13 protein-coding genes are annotated in these 19,234 nt (G+C 55.9%); 4 read left to right on the forward strand and 9 right to left on the reverse strand.

Going from position 1 to position 19,234, the window contains the following annotated elements; translation table 11 throughout:
* From AO726_RS18770 to AO726_RS18785, 4 genes are all read right to left on the reverse strand, one after another.
* Positions 1 to 1,987, reverse strand: a 1,987-nt coding sequence (locus AO726_RS18770; protein ID WP_152987324.1) for an Ig-like domain-containing protein, incomplete at its 3' end; no start/stop codon positions are given.
* Between the two features lie 279 nt (positions 1,988 to 2,266).
* The gene (locus AO726_RS18775; protein ID WP_241492151.1) at positions 2,267 to 3,397 is read right to left on the reverse strand and encodes an HlyD family efflux transporter periplasmic adaptor subunit; all 1,131 of its coding nucleotides are present in this window, start codon (positions 3,395 to 3,397) and stop codon (positions 2,267 to 2,269) included.
* Between the two features lie 109 nt (positions 3,398 to 3,506).
* Positions 3,507 to 5,681 carry a type I secretion system permease/ATPase gene (locus AO726_RS18780; RefSeq protein WP_058069640.1) on the reverse strand — a complete coding sequence of 725 codons (2,175 nt, stop codon included), beginning with the start codon at positions 5,679 to 5,681 and terminating at the stop codon, positions 3,507 to 3,509.
* Positions 5,678 to 7,198 carry a TolC family protein gene (locus tag AO726_RS18785; protein ID WP_082629189.1) on the reverse strand — a complete coding sequence of 507 codons (1,521 nt, stop codon included), beginning with the start codon at positions 7,196 to 7,198 and terminating at the stop codon, positions 5,678 to 5,680. Before AO726_RS18785 ends, AO726_RS18780 begins: the two co-directional genes overlap by 4 nt.
* Positions 7,199 to 7,532: 334 nt before the next feature.
* On the opposite strand from AO726_RS18785, the gene AO726_RS18790 reads away from it, so the two are divergent.
* Positions 7,533 to 8,762, forward strand: a complete 1,230-nt coding sequence (locus tag AO726_RS18790) for a tetratricopeptide repeat protein (protein WP_241492147.1) — start codon at positions 7,533 to 7,535, stop codon at positions 8,760 to 8,762.
* Positions 8,763 to 8,819: 57 nt separating this feature from the next.
* Here the strand turns inward: AO726_RS18790 and speA are convergent, their stop codons facing one another.
* The 5 genes from speA to AO726_RS18815 all read right to left on the reverse strand — a co-directional run bounded on the left by speA (position 8,820) and on the right by AO726_RS18815 (position 13,184).
* On the reverse strand, positions 8,820 to 10,733 hold the full coding sequence (gene speA / locus AO726_RS18795) for an arginine decarboxylase (protein ID WP_058069643.1): 1,914 nt from the start codon (positions 10,731 to 10,733) through the stop codon (positions 8,820 to 8,822).
* A gap of 212 nt (positions 10,734 to 10,945) precedes the next feature.
* Entirely contained in the window at positions 10,946 to 11,317 is a 372-nt protein-coding gene (locus AO726_RS18800; RefSeq protein ID WP_058069644.1) for a translation initiation factor Sui1, read from the reverse strand.
* A 20-nt stretch (positions 11,318 to 11,337) separates the two neighbouring features.
* A complete protein-coding gene (locus AO726_RS18805) occupies positions 11,338 to 11,523 on the reverse strand; it encodes a hypothetical protein (protein WP_058069645.1) in 186 nt (61 codons plus the stop codon).
* A gap of 53 nt (positions 11,524 to 11,576) precedes the next feature.
* A complete protein-coding gene (locus AO726_RS18810) occupies positions 11,577 to 12,119 on the reverse strand; it encodes an NUDIX hydrolase (RefSeq protein WP_058069646.1) in 543 nt (180 codons plus the stop codon).
* 3 nt (positions 12,120 to 12,122) lie between these two features.
* Positions 12,123 to 13,184 carry a DUF2333 family protein gene (locus AO726_RS18815; RefSeq protein ID WP_058069647.1) on the reverse strand — a complete coding sequence of 354 codons (1,062 nt, stop codon included), beginning with the start codon at positions 13,182 to 13,184 and terminating at the stop codon, positions 12,123 to 12,125.
* Between the two features lie 306 nt (positions 13,185 to 13,490).
* Here AO726_RS18815 and AO726_RS18820 point away from each other — a divergent pair, with 306 nt between their 5' ends.
* From AO726_RS18820 to dsbD, 3 genes are all read left to right on the forward strand, one after another.
* A complete protein-coding gene (locus tag AO726_RS18820; protein WP_058069648.1) occupies positions 13,491 to 15,122 on the forward strand; it encodes a response regulator in 1,632 nt (543 codons plus the stop codon).
* A 1,293-nt stretch (positions 15,123 to 16,415) separates the two neighbouring features.
* Positions 16,416 to 17,195, forward strand: a complete 780-nt coding sequence (locus tag AO726_RS21675) for a methyl-accepting chemotaxis protein (protein ID WP_446737435.1) — start codon at positions 16,416 to 16,418, stop codon at positions 17,193 to 17,195.
* Positions 17,196 to 17,343: 148 nt separating this feature from the next.
* A complete protein-coding gene (gene dsbD / locus AO726_RS18830) occupies positions 17,344 to 19,116 on the forward strand; it encodes a protein-disulfide reductase DsbD (RefSeq protein ID WP_082629195.1) in 1,773 nt (590 codons plus the stop codon).
* Positions 19,117 to 19,234: the final 118 nt, after the last annotated feature.

Below are 19,234 nucleotides of genomic sequence, written 5' to 3' on the forward strand. Positions count from 1 at the left end.
CGCCAAGACCGGTTTCGTTATTGGTCTCGATCACCGGTGCATCCGGCGCGATCAGGTCAGCCTTGCCGGTAGCCGTTTCACCGCTGACGTTGCCGCTCGGGTCAGTCGCAGTGACCTTGCCTTCTTCGCCGTCAGCCAGTGGGTTCGGTTGCATCGCCCACTTGCCATTGGCGTCAGTCACGGTGGTAACCGTGCTGCCGTCTGGCTTGGTCAGGGTGATGGTGCTACCGGCTTCACCTGTACCGGTCAGGCCGCCCAGGTTGTTGCTCTCTACGATCGGAGCATCCGGAGCAATCACATCGGAGCCACCGGTGTTCACCGGTTTACTGATGTTGCCAGCCTCGTCGGTCACGGTGACGTTGGCGCTTTCACCATCATCCAGTGGGTTCGGCTGAATCAGCCAATGACCGTTTTCATCAACGGTTGTCGTCAGTGTGCTGCCGTCCGGCAGTTTGACCACGATGGTGCCACCTGCCTCGGCACTACCGCCAAGACCTGACTCGTTATTGCTCTCGATCACCGGTGCATCCGGCGCGATCAGGTCGGCCTTGCCGGTAGCCGTTTCACCACTGACGTTGCCGCTTGGGTCAGTCGCAGTGACTTTGCCTTCTTCGCCGTCAGCCAGCGGGTTCGGTTGCATCGCCCACTTGCCATTGGCGTCAGTCACGGTGGTGACCGTGCTGCCGTCCGGCTTGGTCAGGGTGATGGTGCTACCGGCTTCACCTGTACCGGTCAGACCACCCAGGTTGTTGCTCTCAACAATCGGAGCATCCGGTGCGCTGAGGTCGGTCGTATCAGTTTCGGTCGGCTCACTGGTGTTGCCGTTTGGATCGGTGATGGTAACGCTACCCTTCTCGCCTTCGCCTAGCGGGTTCGGGTGGATTTCCCAGTGACCGTTCTCGTCAACAATGGTGGTGACTGTCGATCCATCTGGACGCTCAACCACGATGGTGCCGCCAGCTTCACCACTACCGCCAAGGCCTGACTCGTTGTTGTTTTCCACAACCGGAGGGGAAGGCGGAGTGACATCAGCGGCGCCGGTTTCAGCATAATCCCCCTCGTTGCCCGCTTTATCGGTCGCGGTGACTTTGCCTTGTTCTCCATCCTCAAGTGGATTGGGTATGAACGCCCAATGGCCGTTCTCATCTGCATTAACCGTAACGGTATTACCACCCGGGAGGGTTAACGTGATTGTCGCGCCAGGCTCACTGGTACCTGTCAAACCTGAGAGATTATTTTGATCTACAACCGGCGCATCAGGAGGTGTGATATCAGTCACCCCCGTAGACGTTTTTTCACTTTCATTGGAGGAAGCGTCTTTTGCAGATACATAACCCTGCTCACCTTCCCCCATTGGGTTGGGGTTGAAATGCCAGAGCCCATTTTTATCTGCTTGAGTAACTACTGTCGTACCGTCCGGGCGATACAACGTGACAGTGGCGTTAGCCTCAGAAGTTCCCGTCAAGCCATGCTTGTTATTGAATTTGATTACCGGACGCTCAGGAGCAATCTCATCAGGCATGACTTTAGGACCAGAGCCATAGTTATGCCCTGAACCGCCATCATCACTGGCCAGCGCAACAGCACCTGCAGCTCCAGCCCCACCCAGTAGAAGTAGCGGCACCATTCCGATGCCACTCTCAGGCTCTACTAGCGTGTCCAGCGAATCCAGCTGGACCAAGTCTGCGCCATCCCAAGGCTCTTCATATTCAGCCAGCCACAAGGTACCTCCAGCCTGGTCGTCCTCAATAACCAGATCGCTCTTCGTCCCCTCGTGAACAATGAAGAAATCCGCAAAGGTTAGTACCTCGCCACTTTTCAACTTCACTATAAGCGAGTTCCCTTCCCGGCTAATAGATACAACATCTTTCGGGGAAGCCTTGATTACAACAACTGAACTACTATCCAGCCAGATTTCACTATCAAGCCCAGTTACTTTATTGCCGGTAGACTTATCAATAAGCGTTATAGAAGGCATATTTTCCATTCCATTGAATCCATAGCTGCGCAAACCTGGCACTCTTTAAAAAGACAAAAGAGCACCACAGCCGCACAGCAGAGGCGATTTATTTAATTGACTATTAATTTGAGATCAGAATCTCAATCTGTACTACACATTAAACGTGGGAAATGGCATTACACCTAGGAGAATTCCTAAATGGACGAAAGAACCAAATACGGCAAGTACGAGGAGCAAAAAACAAACTACCGAGGCAACCGCACAATAAAAGAACCGTACAAATTCATTGCAAAAAAACCAAAGCTTTCAGCGCTCTCTCAAGGCTTCTTTGGCACGATTAAGCGGCTTAACCAGATACTCCCAAACTGTTTTACTTCCCGTATTAATATCCACACTGGTGATCATCCCTGGAAAGATTGGAAACTCATCCCCGCCTTTATTATTCAGAACATCCTCAGCCGTACGAACAAACACACGGTAGTAATACACATCACGTTTAACGTCGTCTTGAATCGTATCGGGGGAAATCATCGTTACATACCCCGTCAGCCCGCCATAAATTGAATAGTCATATGCTGTTACTTTGACCGTGGCCGTCTGACCAGGATGAATAAAAGCCACATCCCGCGGCGATATGCGCGCCTCCACCAGCAATTGGTCTTCCATCGGCACAATTGCCATCAATCGACCATTCGGCGGAATCACCCCTCCGACGGTAGTGACAGTCACATCCTTGACTACGCCACGCACTGGCGAAGTGATGGTCATACGCGAGAGCATGTCAGCCCGCCCTTGCATGACCGAGCCCTGGGCCTCTACTTCAGCATTGGCCTTAGCCAGTTCTTCATGGGCTTTCACGTAATATTGGCTAAGCGTGTCGTTGGCCTTCATCTCCAACTCGTTAGCCTGCCGTTTCAGTCGAAGCACTTCGACGTTACTGGCCGCCCCCTGCCTTACCAGCGCTTCAGTAAGTTGCAACTCTTTACGCACCAGACTCAAGGCTTCAGAGAGTCCACTCAGGCTTTTCTCAAGACTTTCTCGGCGCGAGTTGTAGAGCGCGGTTTCTGAGCGAACCAAGGCAGCATCCGCCCGGATCTGCTCAGGAAAAACCAACGGTTCTCCTGTCACCTCAGCTCGTAATCGCGCAGCAGTAGCCAACGCAGAATTAACCCGCGAGGCACTCTCATCGACAGTGGACTTGATCCGTGTCTTGTCCAGCTGAGCCAATATTTGCCCACGCTCAACAACCTCACCTTCCTTGACTTTAAGCTCAGCAATAATCCCCCCCTCAAGGGATTGAATAATTTGCTCTCGCGAAGTGGGAATAACTTTGCCAACTCCGGTTGTTACCTCATCCAAGCGAAATGTGTAAGCCCAGAGGAAAAAAGCCAGTAGGCCTACAGCTATCAGCCAGACCATTACCGATGAACGCGGCATTTGAGCTGCCTCACTACTCAGCCGCGCCTGTGGACTTCCACCAACCGAACCACTAGCCGACATCGCAGCGACAGTACTACCGTGACCACAAACAACACCTGTGCCCTGTTTACTCATGGGACTTCACCTTGTGCTGCGCAGGTGAGCTGCCCGACCTCAGAGACAGCTCCTTAATAACCTGCTCCTTGCTGCCATCCATAACCACGCGTCCTGCCTCAAGAACAATGATTCTCTGCGCCCAGCTCAGTAACGCCGGACGATGTGTAGCGACCACCAAGGTGCGCCCGGCCAACCAAGGTTGAAGTGTCTGAATCAGGTTGCCCTCGGTGACTTCATCCAGCCAAGCCGTCGGCTCATCGAGCAACAAGACATGCGGATTACGAATCAGTGTTCGTGCTAGCAATAACGACTGACGCTGCCCACCAGACAGCCCCTTCCCACCTTCCATCAGCACATGATCAAGGCCGTCCGGCAACACCTCCAGAAGCGTCAGGGAACCACTGAGTTTCATCGCTTTGAGGATTTCATCATCACTGGCCTGAGGGCACCCTAGCGTGACATTTTCACGCAAGGTGCCGTAAAACAGTGTTGAGCTCTGAGACAGCAAGCCAACATCCCGACGGACATCTGACGGATCAATCAAAGGCAGGCTCAAACCATCCAGACTAACCATGCCCTTCTCAGGAGTCGCAAGCCCGGACAGCAACTGAAGCAAAGTTGACTTACCAGCACCGTTACGTCCGAGTATCGCAACCCTTTCACCTGCTCGGATTTCCAGATCGGCAATGTTAAGCGCGACTTCTTTCGACTCCGGATCGTATTTGAAGAGCGCCCCCTTCAGACGGAAATGCCCCCTCAAAACCGGACGGTGTAAACGCTTGCTATGTGCTGGCTGGTCAACTGGGCGCTTCATCAGCTCCTCAAGTCCCTCGCGAGCCACTTTCGCCTGCTGCCAACGCGCCATGATTCCGGATATTTGCGCAAGTGGGGCCACCATCCGAGATGACAGAATCGAAGCACCGATCAAAGCTCCAGTGGTGATATCTCCATTCATCACCATGAAGCAGCCCACTAGGATGACGGTCACATAAACCAGTGACTGAAGCTCTTGTGTCCAGGCAATCATCGCCCCGGTTATGAAGCGCTGGCGCATGCTGAAGCCCGCCGTGACTTCATTGGCATAGTTCCATTGATTCTGAAACTTGGCCTCAGCCCGCAGCAGCTTGATGTCATCAATCCCCTGCACCGCCTCGACCAGCATGGAGTTGCGTAATGAAGATTCACGCATGCCCAATTTGGCCAGCTTGGCCAAAGGCTTCTGCAGAAGCAGCCCTGGAATCACTAACAGAGGAATCACTGCCAACGGAACCAAGGCAATTGATCCGGCCACCATCCACAAAACCACCAGGAACAGGAAAAAAAATGGCAGATCCGCGATAGCCCCTAATGTGCTTGAGGTAATCAACTCCCGCACTTGCTCCAACTCTCGCAGTTGAGAAATAAACGAACCCGTTGATTTAGATCGGTACTCACTGCGAATCCGCAGAGCATGCCCGAACACTCGGTCTGAGATTCTCAAATCGGCACGTTTGCCAATCCTGTCCGAAATATGCGTTCGAGCCAGGCGCATACAGAACTCAAGGACAATGGCCAGCATTACACCGCCAAACAAAACCCACAGAGTGGGCTCCGATTGAGCAGGAATAACCCGATCGTAGATCTGCATAGAAAAAATCATCGAACTCAACGCCAGCAGATTGGCCACCAGCGAAGCGAGCATGATGTCGCCGTAGCGCGGCCAGTCAGACAACGCCAACTTCCAGAACCAACCTGCGTCATAGGGCTTTATATAGTCGTCAACCCGCGCATCAGGCACGGCGATTTGCGGCCTTAGAATGACAACCCGCAGCGTTCTTGCCGCCACATCTTCAAGCGACCAGCTCTGCACAACTGAATGCTCGTCGCCTAGGCGTACGCCAACCTGGCCATCACTGCCCATACTTTCAATAAGGCCGACCCGACCTTGGCCAAAATCAGCAAGCAGCGGTAAGCGCCAAGAATCCAAACAAGACAAGCTAAATGGCTGAACAGAAAAGGAGAGGCCGATATTGCGGGCCATTTGTTCCAGCTGTTGTTCCAACGACTGGCCTTGCCCCCACGAAAGAGCGACACGGATCTGCTCAATTGAAGCGTTCAACCCATAGTGCCGGGCGATCCCCAAAAAACCCTGAATCCAAGCCTCATGAGGAGAAGGCTGAGCCTCCCTGTTCTGCACACTGCTCATTGCCTTGCCTCCGCAACCAACGACTCAGAGAGGTCAAAGACCGTACGCATCTGCCCGGTTGCCTGAACGTAATCGAGGCGCGCCTGTAGCAGATCATGTACGGCGTTCTGCCACTCAAGTTCGGCCTGAAAAATTTCCTGCTCGGAGTTGAGCAAGTCCAACAGCGAACGTGTTCCCAGTGAAAGATACTGTTCACGGTATAAGCGGCGCGTTTCAGTGATGCTCTTCTTACGGGATGCCAACATCGGCAAGCGCGTCTCGAGACCGGCAATTTGATCGCTAATACTCTGCCACCGCTCTTTCAGCCCCAGGCTGACATCGTCAATATTTTCCTGAGCCGACGTGATCGCATGCCCGGCGGCACGCTGTTTAGCTCGGAGCGCCCCCCCCTCAAACAGGCTGTTGGTGACATTGATCATCAGGTTGTAATCGTGATCATTCTGAGTGTTGCGCAGCTCGCCCATATTTTGATCAAGCCCCGCACTTACAGAGATCGTCGGCAATTGATCCGCTTTCGCTCGGTTCAACTGCAAACGGGCAATCTCAAGCTCGAGCAGCGCCACCTGCACCTGAGGCACCTGATTCAAATCGGGCGTAATGAGCTGGGTGGCCTGTAATAGCTCAGGCTCGGGGGAAACGCTGATAGAGGCAGGCAGCGGCTCATTCACCAGCTGCCGAAGCTTGCTCTGCCACTGCAAGAGCTGCGTTCTGATGAAATGCAGTGTCGACTGTGCTGCATCCAGACGTGACCCAGCCTGTACAGGGTCGGCCTGATTACTGGCCCCGAGCGATACCCGCGCCTGAGCAACTTTAAGCAGATCGGTAATTGCATCAATCTGCTTCCGCGCAGCAATTTCCTGCAGCTGAAAACGTCGCACCTCTATGACAGCCTGAGCAGTTTTACGGGCAACGTCATCAACAACTATCAGCACCTGAGCATACTGACGCTGCACATCAGCATTGGCTCGACTCACCTGGCTGCCGACCTTGCCAAAGTCGTAGAGCATCTGTGATGCATTGACTGAAAAGGTTTGACCACTGCCGACGTTGCCCTGACGACCAGCGCTAACACCTGCTTGTACCGTGGGGTAATACCCCGCACGGGCAACATCCAGCGAGCTGCTCTGCTGTTCCAAGGCTGCAATTGCACTGCGGACAGAGGGGTACGTACTCACAGCAGAATGCACCGCTCGCCACAGATACAAACCTGTACGAGCCTTTTGCTCTTTCCCAATACTTTCAGGGCTGAAACTTGCCGCACCTTTAACAGTGGCTGGCGTATCTAACGAGGGCAGGGATTTATATGCGCCAGATGAGTTGGATGAAACATTATGGGAAAGTGAGAACGTATCTCGCCCCATCACTCTGTTATCAACTTCCTTGCACTGGGGATTACACTCGTAGTAAAGACCAGCTTCTACCGACTCCCCAACCAACATAATAAAACCAATAAAAAACCCGGTAAAAATGCATTTAAGCCAAATTTTAACCGAAACCAACAATGAAGACTTAGACATCAGAAAGACCTAACAGAACCCTTAAAAAACAGCAAAAACCCATGAGCCACCAAACGCTAACTCCGTCTCAAAAAAAGCCCGCGAACCCTAGACGCATTCCTCAAACACCTAAATCAGACCATTCCTAATCGACACCAAGAGCAACGCGCACAAAATATAAAAACGCACAAAAACCAATTAAATTTTAATTATTCAAAACAAACACAGCTCAAACTTATTTAAAAATAGAACTAATACGAATTTTCCTCATCGCATAAACAACGCCACCATAAGCAGGTCAGCAATGAAAAATTCTGGACCGAGAAAAAGCTCGGGCAATAAACTTCAACTCTTATTGAACTCAGTTGAAAAGAAAGCCCGGCGCGCCTACAAAGAGGGCCGTTTTGAAGATGCACTCGGAGCATGCCTGCAAGCCACCCGGATCAATCCAGCCCTGGCTCCGGCGTGGATCGATGCCACCGTTAACTGCATCAAACTTGAGCGCTGGAATTCAGCTATTGAGTACGCCAGTCAGGCCGTGAAACTCGGTGCCAGAACACTGCCGCTTTTTGATGCCCTGTCCCACGCCCATGGTGCCCTTAAGCAGTGGGACCAAGTCCGTCAGTTCGGCCGGCAGGCCCTCGAGCTGAGAATGGAACTTTTCTCAAAACCACACCCATTACCCGCACCGCCACCAAGCCCACTGCCAGGCCCGCCGAGTCTGGCAACCCGCGAGCGCAACCTCATCGCCTTTTCACTGTTCGGTGGCAATTCAAAGTACTGCGAAACGGCGGTGATCAATGCCACAGAACAGCCCCGTATTTATCCCGACTGGACATGTCGCTTTTACATTGACGAAAGCGTCCCGCTTGCGGTGGTGAAGCGGCTTGATGAGGCTGGTGCACAGATCATTTATGTCGATGAACAGACGCGTCGCTGGCCCGGCCCCATGTGGCGACTTATGGCGCTGGATGATCCCGACCTTGATCGGGTGATTTTCCGTGATGCCGACTCCGTCATTTCCATGCGCGAGGCCCGCGCGGTCGAACGCTGGATCGCTAGCGACAAGCGCTTCCATGCCATGCGCGATAGTGGCAGCCACACCGAACTGTTGTTGGCTGGATTGTGGGGCTGTGTAGCAGGGTCCTTGCCTTCAGTGCAGGCGCTGCTGGAGGTGTTTGCTCAACAGCCCTTGAGCTCGACGCACTTTGCTGATCAATACTTTCTGCGCCAACTGGTCTGGCCCTATGCCCGCGAGTCTTTGCTGCAGCATGATTCAGTTTTCGGCTTCCTTGATGCTGAACCTTTTCCTGATGGACCCGCTCCGGAAGATTTCCATGTCGGCTATGCAGAAGGCTCTCCCCTCTTCAGTTTGCCGACCCAATTGCCGGATGGGACGGATGTTGACTGGCACTTTTACCAACTGGATAAACACGGGGATGAGACCAAACGCCGACGACTGTGCAGCTATCCTGCGACTGTATGCGATGGGCAAGTTAATGCGCACCTACCGGCCCGCTACGCCGATCTGATTGAACGAGGGCTGGGCAACATTCGCCTGAAAGCGCGCCAAGAGACAGCCTGAATACTTTTTCAGCTAGCATGAAAAAGCCCCGCATTGCGGGGCTTTAAGCTCATTCGATCAGGATGACAGGTACGACGAGCGAGTCAACCCCAGTCGCAAAGCATCCAAGAACTGCGTGCGCTCACGGGCACTGATCTTGGCTCCGGCCACCTTATCTCGGTAATGCGTCATCAGCTCATCCGGAGACAAATGCACATAACGCAGCATGTCCTCAATGGTGTCATGCGTCTCGATACCTGCGTGGTACACCTTGCCGTTGCTGTTCTGGTAAATGTTCACCGAATCGGTATCACCAAACAGGTTGTGCATATCCCCGAGAATTTCCTGGTAAGCCCCAACTAGGAAGACGCCCAACAGGTAATCCTCCCCCTCACGCACCTCATGTACAGGCAGGCTGGTTTCGATGCTTTGCTCGTCTACATACTGGCGAATCTTTCCATCGGAGTCGCAGGTCAGGTCTTGCAACACGGCGCGACGCAGCGGCTCCTCGTCCAGACGGTTGAGCGGGATGATCGGCAGAATCTGGCCGATTGCCCACGTATCCGGCAGGCTCTGGAACACGGAGAAGTTGCAGATGTACTTGTCTGCCAGCTTGTCGTTGAGTTCATCCAAAACCACGCGATGGGAACGCTGACGTGCCTTGAGCGAGTTGTGCAGACGACGGCAAACGGCAAAGTAGCACTGCTCAGCCAGAGCCTTCTCCGGCAGAGTGATCTTGCCATCGGCGTACTGGGTCGCCACATCGCTCATGTAGTGAGTCGCACGCCAGTAGGTCTCAGTGACCATTTCCAGGTCAGTTGGGCCGAGCAGTTCAACCAGGTACTGCACCACCTCCGGCAGGCTGGTGATATCCTCGATTTCCGGGATCTCGTCGTTGTGCTTTTCCACGTCCGTCACTTGCACCACCAACATGGCGTGGTGTGCAGTCAGGGAGCGGCCGCTTTCAGAGAAAATATTCGGGTGCGGCAGTTCCTGGGCATCGCAGAACTCTTTGAGCATCCCCACAACGACGCCGGCGTAGTCGTCCATGTCGTAGTTAATGGAGCTGGCATTGCGCGAGTGGGTGCCGTCGTAATCCACACCCAGGCCACCGCCCACGTCGATGTGGTCCACTGGCAGGCCCAGCCCACGTAGCTCGCCGTAGTATCGGATGGCTTCTTTGAAACCATGCTGGTAGTCCGCCAAGTTGGCAATCTGCGAGCCCATATGGAAGTGCAGCAAACGAATGCCCTGATCCAGCCCAGCAGCACGGAAACGCTCAACCACGGACAACAGCTGCGCCGCTGACAGACCGAATTTCGACTTCTCACCGCCGGTATCAGCCCACTTCGACGACGCCAGTGATGACAGGCGTACGCGCAGGCCGACTTGAGGCGCAACCTTAAGCTCGGCCGCCTCCTCAATCACGAACTGCACTTCGGACTCTTTCTCGATGACGATAAAGACGTTGTGGCCAAGCTTCTGCCCGATCAGCGCCAGGCGAATGAACTCACGGTCTTTATAGCCGTTACAGACAATAGTGCCGCCCTTAGGGGCCAGCGCCAGCACCGCCATCAGTTCCGGCTTGGAACCGGCCTCGAGTCCGATGGAGACGTTCTCAGTGGCGATGATGTTTTCCACCACCGCTTCTTGCTGGTTGACTTTGATTGGGTACAGGGCGGTGTAACGGGCCTGATAGTCCAGACGAGCAATATTGGCGTCAAACGCCCCCGTCAGACGACGCACACGATCCTGCAAGATATCCGGAAAACGCACCAGCAACGGCAGACTCAGGCCGCTCTCACGCAGTTCGGCAACCTGCTCATAAAGATCGATTGGCGTGCTTTGCGGGCCATTCGGACGGACCTCAACACGGCCCTTATCGTTAATAGCAAAGTAACCAGCGCCCCAATGGCGAATACCGTAGACACTACGACTGTCCGCCACGGTCCACTGGCTACCATCGTCCTTGCGTGTGCGTCGTGCAGACATCGGAGTCTCCTGTATGACGTAAGTCCCCCCTGAAGCGGGGCGACAACAGATTAATAGGCAGAAATGACATTTACCCGGTGATGGACATCCATCAAACCGGAGAAGTTTAGTGAGCGAGCAGGCACCCGCAGCACTTGAACCGGCAATCAATTACCCGTCTGGCAGATGCGAACAGCTGCCCCGAGCATTGATTGCGCGGATCTAAGCGCTGCTCAGCCGCCCGACTTTTTGGCTTTGAAACCCCGTTTGACCAGCTCAGCCAGCAGTAACTCAACATGATCGCCCTGAATCTCGATCACGCCGTCTTTGAGCCCACCACCGCAACCACAGCGCTTTTTCAGCGCACTGGCCAACTCTTTTAACGGTTCTTCAGCCAGCGGTACCCCCGTGATGGTGGTCACCGTCTTGCCGCCGCGACCTTTAGTTTCGCGACGCACACGGGCAATCCCATCACCAGCAGGAATCTGGCTTTGTTTGCAGATGCAGGCGTCCACAGGCTGACTGCAGTCCGGGCAATGCCGGCCGCCATCGGTGGAGTACACCAGGCCGCTGAGCGCGGCGAATGAAGAAGCTTTCTTGACCACCGGCTGGTTCCTCGAAGGGGTCAGGATAGCGATTGATCGATGACCGATGGCGCATCGACCGCGAAGCCCCACTCTGGCAGGGGCAGCGCGCCCGGCAGGTGCAGGGCTTGAAGGCGGCGCAGTGTACCGGCAATCGCGGCAAATGCTAAGTGTAAAAATGCGCCATTAAACGGCGGATTGGCGACGCCGTGCAGGATGCTGCACATCAATCCTACTTTTATTGCACAGAATCAGGCCCGATGCGGGCTAGAGGATGGATTCAGACGCTGGCGCAACGGCTCAGATAATGCTTCAGGGCCTGTTGCGAATCCGGGCACCAGTCACGCTCGGACAACTCGCGCTGTAGCTGTTCAAGCGTTAAAAACCGGGCCTCAAGAACCTCCTCTGGCTGAATGCGCACCGGCGCATCCGACACGGCGCGGAACACGCCACACCACAAACGGCTCTCGGCCGAGGCGTAGAAGAAACGCCCGAAATCCTCCAGCGCCACGCCCTCTATGCCAAGCTCTTCCGCCAGCTCACGGCAGGCGGAAGAGCTGTAGCTTTCGCCTTCATCCACCATGCCACCAGCTGCCACATCCCAATAGCCGGGATATAACGCCTTGCTGAAGGTGCGCTGGTGTACACACAACTCCCCGGAGGTGTTGAACAACAGAATAAAGGTGCAACGCCCGATCAGATGCCGCTCGCGCAGCTCACGCCGGGACAAGGCACCTAGCAGACGATCTTGCTCATCTACCCAGGCCACACGCTCGGCATCCGAGGCAGCGCGATGCGCCACCTCGGCATCGGACCAGGCCATCAATCAGCCCTGAGACAGCAGCTGGCGCAGGTCAATCAGACCGGCGTTGGCGCGGGATATGTAGTTGGCCATGACCAGCGAGTGGTTGGCCAGCAGGCCATAACCGCTGCCATTGAGTACCATCGGGCTCCAAAGAGTTTCCTGAGCGGCCTCCAGCTCGCGGATGATCTGACGCACGCTGACAGTGGCGTTTTTCTTAGCCAGTACATCAGCAAAATCCACTTCAATGGCGCGCAACAGATGCATCAGCGCCCATGCCTGACCGCGTGCTTCGTAAAACACGTTGTCGATCTGCATCCAAGGCGTCTCGTAGTTGGAGCCTTCGATCACTTCACTCTGGCTGTTGACCCGCTCAAGCGCAGGATCGACCACCAGAGTGTTCAAACGCACCTGTCCGACACTGGCAGATAAACGCTGGGACAGCGAACCCAGACGGGTCGCGGCATCCCCCAGCCAGTTATTGAGGTTATCGGCACGGGTGTAGAACTGCGCTTCAGAGCGGTCCGGATTGCTCAGGCGCTTCAGGTAGCTGTCCAGCGCCTTAATGCCTTCAGCATATTTGGCTTCGGAAGCAGGCAGCGCCCAGCTCTTATTATCGAAGTGGAACAGCGGCTCAGCTTTAGACAGGTCCGGATCTTCGGTGGACTGTGACTGCGAGCGGGAGAAGTCTTTACGCAGCGCACGTGACATATCACGTACCTGCACCAGCACGCCGTATTCCCAGCTCGGCATGTTATCCAGCCAGAGCCCCGGAGGAGCCAGGTCGTTACTCAGGTAGCCACCTGGTTTGTTCAACAACGTGCTGACCACATGGCGCAGGGTCGCCACGGTGGTATAGCCGTTGACCATTTTCTGCTGACGGGCTTGGGCTAGCTCTTCGGCGCTGCCTTGTACGGAGAACGGCTCAGGCTCCAGACTCCAGTACCACCCCACCAACACCGCACTCAGCAGGTAGAGCCCCAGCAGGCCTCCGACAGTGCGCCCAATCCAACCGCCGCCGCGCTTCGGCTTGGATTCAACTGCGCTCGATTGCGCAGCTCCAGTACGATTCTTCCAGTCCAGCATGGGAGTTTCCTTTATTACTGAAATAGCGATGCAGCACCTTTGACGCCGGCACATAACCTGACATCAGAATGATGTTCGACAGCAACCTGCCAACAGGGTTGCGCATTATACCGATGAGGCGGAGGAACCCCGCATTTCATACGCTGCCTTAGACAACACGTTAGCACGCTTCGTCTATCTGCCCGCGTTTGGAACAGATAGACAGAAATCCGACGCCAATAGATGATCGTACCTAGTAAATTTGTATGACAGTGTTAGCATGGCCACTAATAAGCCATCACTCCAGCGCATGAGCCAATACCCCGCATGACCGAGAGCGAAGACCACAGCCACGATCGACTGAAGCAGCACTTCGCCCAGCGTGTGATCCACCAGGCGCGCCTGGTCCTTGAAGTGTGGCAGCGTCTCCAACTGGCAGAGTGGAGCGAAACCGGGCTGCATGAACTGCGCGATGCCGTACAGGTCCTGCAGCGTTATGCTGAGCGTTTCGAGCAAACGGATCACTTCCTGTTGGCGAAAGACTTGGATGAGTGCCTGCAACAGGTCGGTGACAACCGTGGGCGACTCAACAGTGAACTGATTGTCCAGATCAACCAGCTGTTGCAGCGCCTGTCCCGCACAGGCTTGCGTCATAGTGACCGTCTCGAGCACGTCGTTTTGCCGCCGCTGCGCAAGCCACTGTACTTAGCCCTGCAACACCCGGAACGCGCCGAACAACTGGTACAACGCCTGGAATTCTTTGGCATGCACTCGGTGGTAATGGACAGCGCCAACGCGTTTCGAAGCGCCATGACCGAGCGCCACCCGGCTGCCATTGTGATGGACGTGGATTTCTCCGGCCCCAAGGCTGGCCTGCAACTGGCCCAAAGTATTCAGGAAGGCCGCGAACAAAAGATTCCCATCCTGTTCTTCAGCCTCGAAGACACTGATACCCGCACGCGGCTTGAGGCTGTGCGCGCCGGTGGCCGAGAGTTTTTTACCGGCACCCTGGATGCCTCGAACCTGTTCGAGCGCATCGAAGTACTGACCCACAATGTTCAGTACGACCCTTACAAAGTGCTGATCATCGATGACTCCCGCGCGCAAGCGACTCAAACCGAACGCGTGCTCAACAGTGCTGGCATCATCACCCGCACCTTGACCGAGCCCATTGAAGCCATGCGCCATCTGGCTGATTTCCAGCCGGACCTGATCATCCTTGATATGTACATGCCGGAGTGCAACGGCCCCGAACTGGCTCAAGTGATCCGTCACAACGACCGTTACGTCAGTGTGCCGATTATTTACCTCTCTGCCGAAGATGACCTAGATAAGCAACTGGACGCCATGAGTGAAGGCGGTGACGACTTCCTCACCAAACCCATCAAGCCGCGCCATCTGATCGCCACAGTGCGCAACCGCGCAGCCCGCGCCCGTAACCTCAAAGCACGGATGGTCCGCGACAGCCTGACCGGGCTCTACAACCACACCCACACCCTGCAACTGCTTGAGGATGCCCGCTTCCTAGCCCAACGCGACGGACATCCACTGAGCTTTGCGATGATCGATATCGACTTCTTTAAGAAGGTCAACGATACCTACGGTCACCCCATGGGTGATCGGGTGATCAAAAGCCTTGCCCTGTTCCTCAAACAGCGCCTGCGCAAAACCGATCATATCGGCCGCTATGGCGGTGAGGAATTTGCGGTGGTGATGCCAGGCACAGATGCAGTTTCGGCAGCCAAAGTGCTGGATGAAATTCGTAAGCGCTTTGCCGAAATTCAGTTCTCGGCAGAGCCCCACGATCTGTCGTGCACCTTCAGTTGCGGGGTTGCTCAGCTCCGCGCCGACATGGACAGCAAGCAGCTGTCCCAGCAGGCGGACGAAGCCCTTTATATCGCCAAGCACAGCGGCCGCAATCAGGTTTCGGTGTTTGCGCAGGATGACAGTAGCGTTTAGCCATAACGCCACATTACTGTCATCTGAGCGTCATATAAAAGCAATAAATTCATAGACTTAAATCCGCCCCACCAAGGCGGAACATCCTGCCCGCTGCCGGCTGAGTCTATGCGCCTGAAATCCCTGACCGACCTCAACACTGCCCTCTTACTCACCGTATGTATTGCCCTGGGAGCCTCACTCTGGTGGTCCCAGCGCGCCCTAGAGCGCCCGTACCTGCTGATGTCCAACTACCTGAACCTGTCCCAGCAGTTTCAAAACAACGTCGCCAGCAGCATCCGCACCTACCTGCTCAACGGCGATGCCATGCATCACAGCAGCGCATTGCAAGCGGTTGAGCAGATGGACCAGGCTATCCACAGCCTGCCGACTCAACTGAGCGAAGACCTGCAACACAACCTAAGCCAACTGCAGGCGTTTGCGGTCAGCGACCTGCTCGCTGCGGGCAAGCTCTCAGGTGACCCGCAAGGGCTGCTACTACAGGCAGAACGTGAAGCTGCAGCCTTGCTGGTTCAACTCCGCCAGTATGCCGATAGCGCCTCATCAGCCGACGCCAGCCGCTACAACATGCCGTTGCTGATCACATCCCAACACCTGACCCGGCTGGTACACGCCAGGGACAAACTTGTCGCCACTGGCCGCGATGAACTGGCCAGCGAAGTAGAGCGCGAACTAACCGCACTCAGCCAACAGGCCCACCTGATCAATAATCTGCCCTTGCTGGGCGTCGTGGATCAGACCAACAGCTCGACCAGCAGCTTCTCCGACCTGCTCGGTCTGGAAACTCAGGACAGCAACATCGATACCCAAGACAAAGGCATAACGCTAAAACGCGAGCTTCTCAGCCTGATCAGCCGCTACCCAGCTGAGCTGCAACGGACACGGGATTTGATTCGCCAGCGCCACGAACTCATTAATGTCACCAATGCCCACATCGGGGGTGTGCAACAGAGCCTGGCCGGGATGGAACCACTGGTCAGAGCCGAGCACAGCCGAATCCAAGGCCAAGTCCAGCTACTCTTTGGCCTGCTGATCGGCAGCATCCTGCTGATTGCACTGGTCATCGACCGGATCCAGCGCCGCCTCAACCAAACCCTCAACCATCTGGCACCAGCTCTGTCATCCTGGGCTCAGGGCAACTTCGCCGAGACCATCCACATCAAAAGCCGGGTGCGCGAACTACAAGACATCGAAGAGTCTCTCAACCGCCTGCGTACCTATCTGGTCGAGCTGGTCAGCACCATACGCAGCCACGCCGAGGAAGTACTCGGCTCAAGCCGCACCCTGACCGACATGAGCGGCAACCTGCACAGCAGCGCGGAACGCCAGACCCACGACAGCATACTGATCCACGACTCACTCGGTGAACTCCAGAGCAGCATTGAGCAGGTCGCCACAGACGCCTCTCAGGCCACCGAAGCAAGCCGCAACGCCAGCAACGCGCTGAAGCACGGGCAACAGGTGATCAGCCAGAGCCTGACTGGTTTGCATGATCTGGTTGGCCAAGTTCAGGGCAACGCTCACGCCATTGAGAACCTGGCAGCAGAAACTGCCACTATCGGCAATGTCCTCACCGTGATTCGCGGAATCGCCGAGCAGACCAACCTGCTTGCGCTAAATGCTGCCATTGAGGCTGCAAGGGCGGGCGAACTGGGCCGAGGCTTTGCGGTGGTGGCCGATGAAGTGCGCACCCTATCACAGAGCACCAGCGGCGCCACCGCCGAAATTCAAGGGCTGATCAGCCGCCTGCAGCACGCAGCTTTACAATCGCTTGAAGCGATGCGCAATCAGGTGGTGCATGCAGAAATTACCGCAGGTCACGCCCAAGCTGCCGATGGGGCACTGGATGAGATCGTGGCGGCCATCCACACCATCTCTAACATGGCAGAGCGCATTGCCGTGGCCACCGCCCAACAGACCAGCGCTGCCAGCAGCATCCGCGAAAACAGCCAGCGCATTAACGCCCTGGGTAGCAATAACCTGGAGCGGATTGGCGAGGGCCACCAACAAGGCGAGCACTTGCTCCAATTGGGTGGCAAGTTGCATACCGCCGTACAGGCGTTTCGGGTTTAAAGCATGATTACTCCCCAATAAGAGTGGCGGCGCTGCGGCACCCCGCTGCTGACCGTCCGGCATCCAGACACACCCTCTTGCCTTGTCGGACATGCCACCGGTCGACAGCTCCGCTATCATGGGACAGTTTTTCCCGACCGAGCCTGCTATGCATCGAATTCTTTGCCTGCTCTTACTGCTGTTCGTACTGCCCGCCAACGCCAACCTGTTTGAACGGCCTAGTACACAGTTGCAACTGGGTTCTCCACTGAATAACAGTGCCGACTTCCTCCCTGTTGCCGAGGCCTTCAAGCTGAGCTTGGTCAGCGCCACGGAAAACACGGCGACCATTCGTTTCGTCGCCGCGCCGGGCTACTACCTTTACCGTCACCGTCTGAACTTTGCCAGCGAACCTGCCGATGTCATTCATGCGCAGCCGCCCCTTCCTGCCGGGCTGGCTAAAACCGATGAGTACTTTGGTGACGTCGAGGTCTATTACGAAGTTCTGGACATCGACATCCCCCTGAACAACCCCGGCAACAAACCGTTCAAGCTCAAAGTGGGTTTTCAGGGCTGTGCCGACAAAGGGCTGTGCTACCCGCCCGAAACCAACATATTGGAGATCGGTGAGTCCAGCGCCCAGAGCGCCACAACCAATCCCCCCACGCAAGGCTGGAGCTGGTCGGAGCTGGCCTTGTATTTCCTGGGCGGCCTGGCCCTGACGTTTACCCCATGCGTCCTGCCGATGCTGCCCATCCTTACTGGTGTGGTCCTGCGCGGCCAGCCAGGCGGCGCGCGCAGCCTGGCTCTGTCGCTTGCCTATGTGCTGCCAATGGCTATCAGCTTTGCTGTTCTCGGCGCACTGATGGGGCTGTTCGGCGCAGAACTTAATCTGCAGGCCCGCATGCAGTCGCCTTGGGTTTTGGTGCCGTTTGCGCTGTTCTTCAGTCTGTTCGGCTTCGCTAGCCTGGGCTTTCTGGAACTGCGCCTGCCTGCCTTTATCGACGGCCCGCTGCAACGCATGAACCAGCGCCAGCAGGGCGGCACCCTGGGCAGCGCCGCCATCCTGGGCGTCCTCTCCAGCATTCTGGTCTCACCATGCGTCTCCGCACCGCTGGCCGGCGCTCTGCTTTATATCAGCGCCAGCGGGGATGCCATAGGCGGCGGCCTGAAGCTGCTGGCACTGGGGCTCGGCATGGGCACACCACTGGTCCTGTTCGCCTTGGGCGGCGGCGCTCTGCTGCCTAAGTCCGGCCCCTGGATGCTGATTGTGCGCAACTTTTTCGGAGCCCTGCTCCTGGCGGTGGCCATCTGGTTACTGGAGCGCGTTGTCCCCGGCCAAGTCAGCCTTGCCCTGTGGGGCCTGCTCGCAGCAGGTGTAGCCCTGTGGCTGGGCGCTCTGGAACTGACACCGAAAACCCACCACCAGAAGCTGGCCCACGTCTTTGGCCTGCCCTTTTTGGTTTACGCCGTCGTGGCTTGGGTGGGTGCCCTGCAAGGCAATAGCGATCCCTTGCAGCCGCTCGGGCATAACAGTGGCCAGGTGCAGGCCAGCCAGAGCACTGCTGCACAAGGCCAATGGCAGACCATCACCACCCCAGCCGAACTGGATGCAGCTCTGAGCGCCGCCAAAGCCAGCAGCCGGCCAGTTCTACTCGACTGGTACGCCGACTGGTGCATCAGCTGCAAAGTAATCGAACGTAAGGTGTTCAACTCTCCGACAGTCGGTCCGCTTCTGGCTGACTACCAGCTGCTGCGTTTTGATATCACAGAGAGCAATGCCGCCCAACGCAGCCTTCTGGACCGCTATAACCTGTTCGGCCCGCCCGCCATCCAGATATTCACTAAAAAGGGTGACGAGTTGCAGGATTTACGTGTCGTAGGTGAGGTTGATGCCGCAACGTTTGCAGATCGTCTGCACGCCGCACGGGAACTTCTTTAAGACATGCAGTCATAATCTGCTGCAATCTTCAGTCATCGTGTCGACTTTTGCTGAGAACTGGACACCCGCAGAGCATCGCGGCATAGTCCCGCGCAGCACAGAATAAGGACAACACTTA

This window comes from Pseudomonas sp. TTU2014-080ASC (assembly GCF_001446935.1).
Lineage (GTDB): Bacteria > Pseudomonadota > Gammaproteobacteria > Pseudomonadales > Pseudomonadaceae > Aquipseudomonas.

Bases quoted from the DNA above. Each gene is read 5' to 3' on its own strand.
- AO726_RS18805 (WP_058069645.1), bottom strand. From the start codon at position 11,523: ATGTGCAGCATCCTGCACGGCGTCGCCAATCCGCCGTTTAATGGCGCA.
- AO726_RS21675 (WP_446737435.1), top strand. From the start codon at position 16,416: ATGAGCGGCAACCTGCACAGCAGCGCGGAACGCCAGACCCACGACAGC.
- AO726_RS18820 (WP_058069648.1), top strand. From the start codon at position 13,491: ATGACCGAGAGCGAAGACCACAGCCACGATCGACTGAAGCAGCACTTC.
- dsbD (WP_082629195.1), top strand. From the start codon at position 17,344: ATGCATCGAATTCTTTGCCTGCTCTTACTGCTGTTCGTACTGCCCGCC.
- AO726_RS18815 (WP_058069647.1), bottom strand. From the start codon at position 13,184: ATGCTGGACTGGAAGAATCGTACTGGAGCTGCGCAATCGAGCGCAGTT.
- AO726_RS18780 (WP_058069640.1), bottom strand. From the start codon at position 5,681: ATGAGCAGTGTGCAGAACAGGGAGGCTCAGCCTTCTCCTCATGAGGCT.
- speA (WP_058069643.1), bottom strand. From the start codon at position 10,733: ATGTCTGCACGACGCACACGCAAGGACGATGGTAGCCAGTGGACCGTG.
- AO726_RS18775 (WP_241492151.1), bottom strand. From the start codon at position 3,397: ATGCCGCGTTCATCGGTAATGGTCTGGCTGATAGCTGTAGGCCTACTG.
- AO726_RS18785 (WP_082629189.1), bottom strand. From the start codon at position 7,198: ATGTCTAAGTCTTCATTGTTGGTTTCGGTTAAAATTTGGCTTAAATGC.
- AO726_RS18810 (WP_058069646.1), bottom strand. From the start codon at position 12,119: ATGGCCTGGTCCGATGCCGAGGTGGCGCATCGCGCTGCCTCGGATGCC.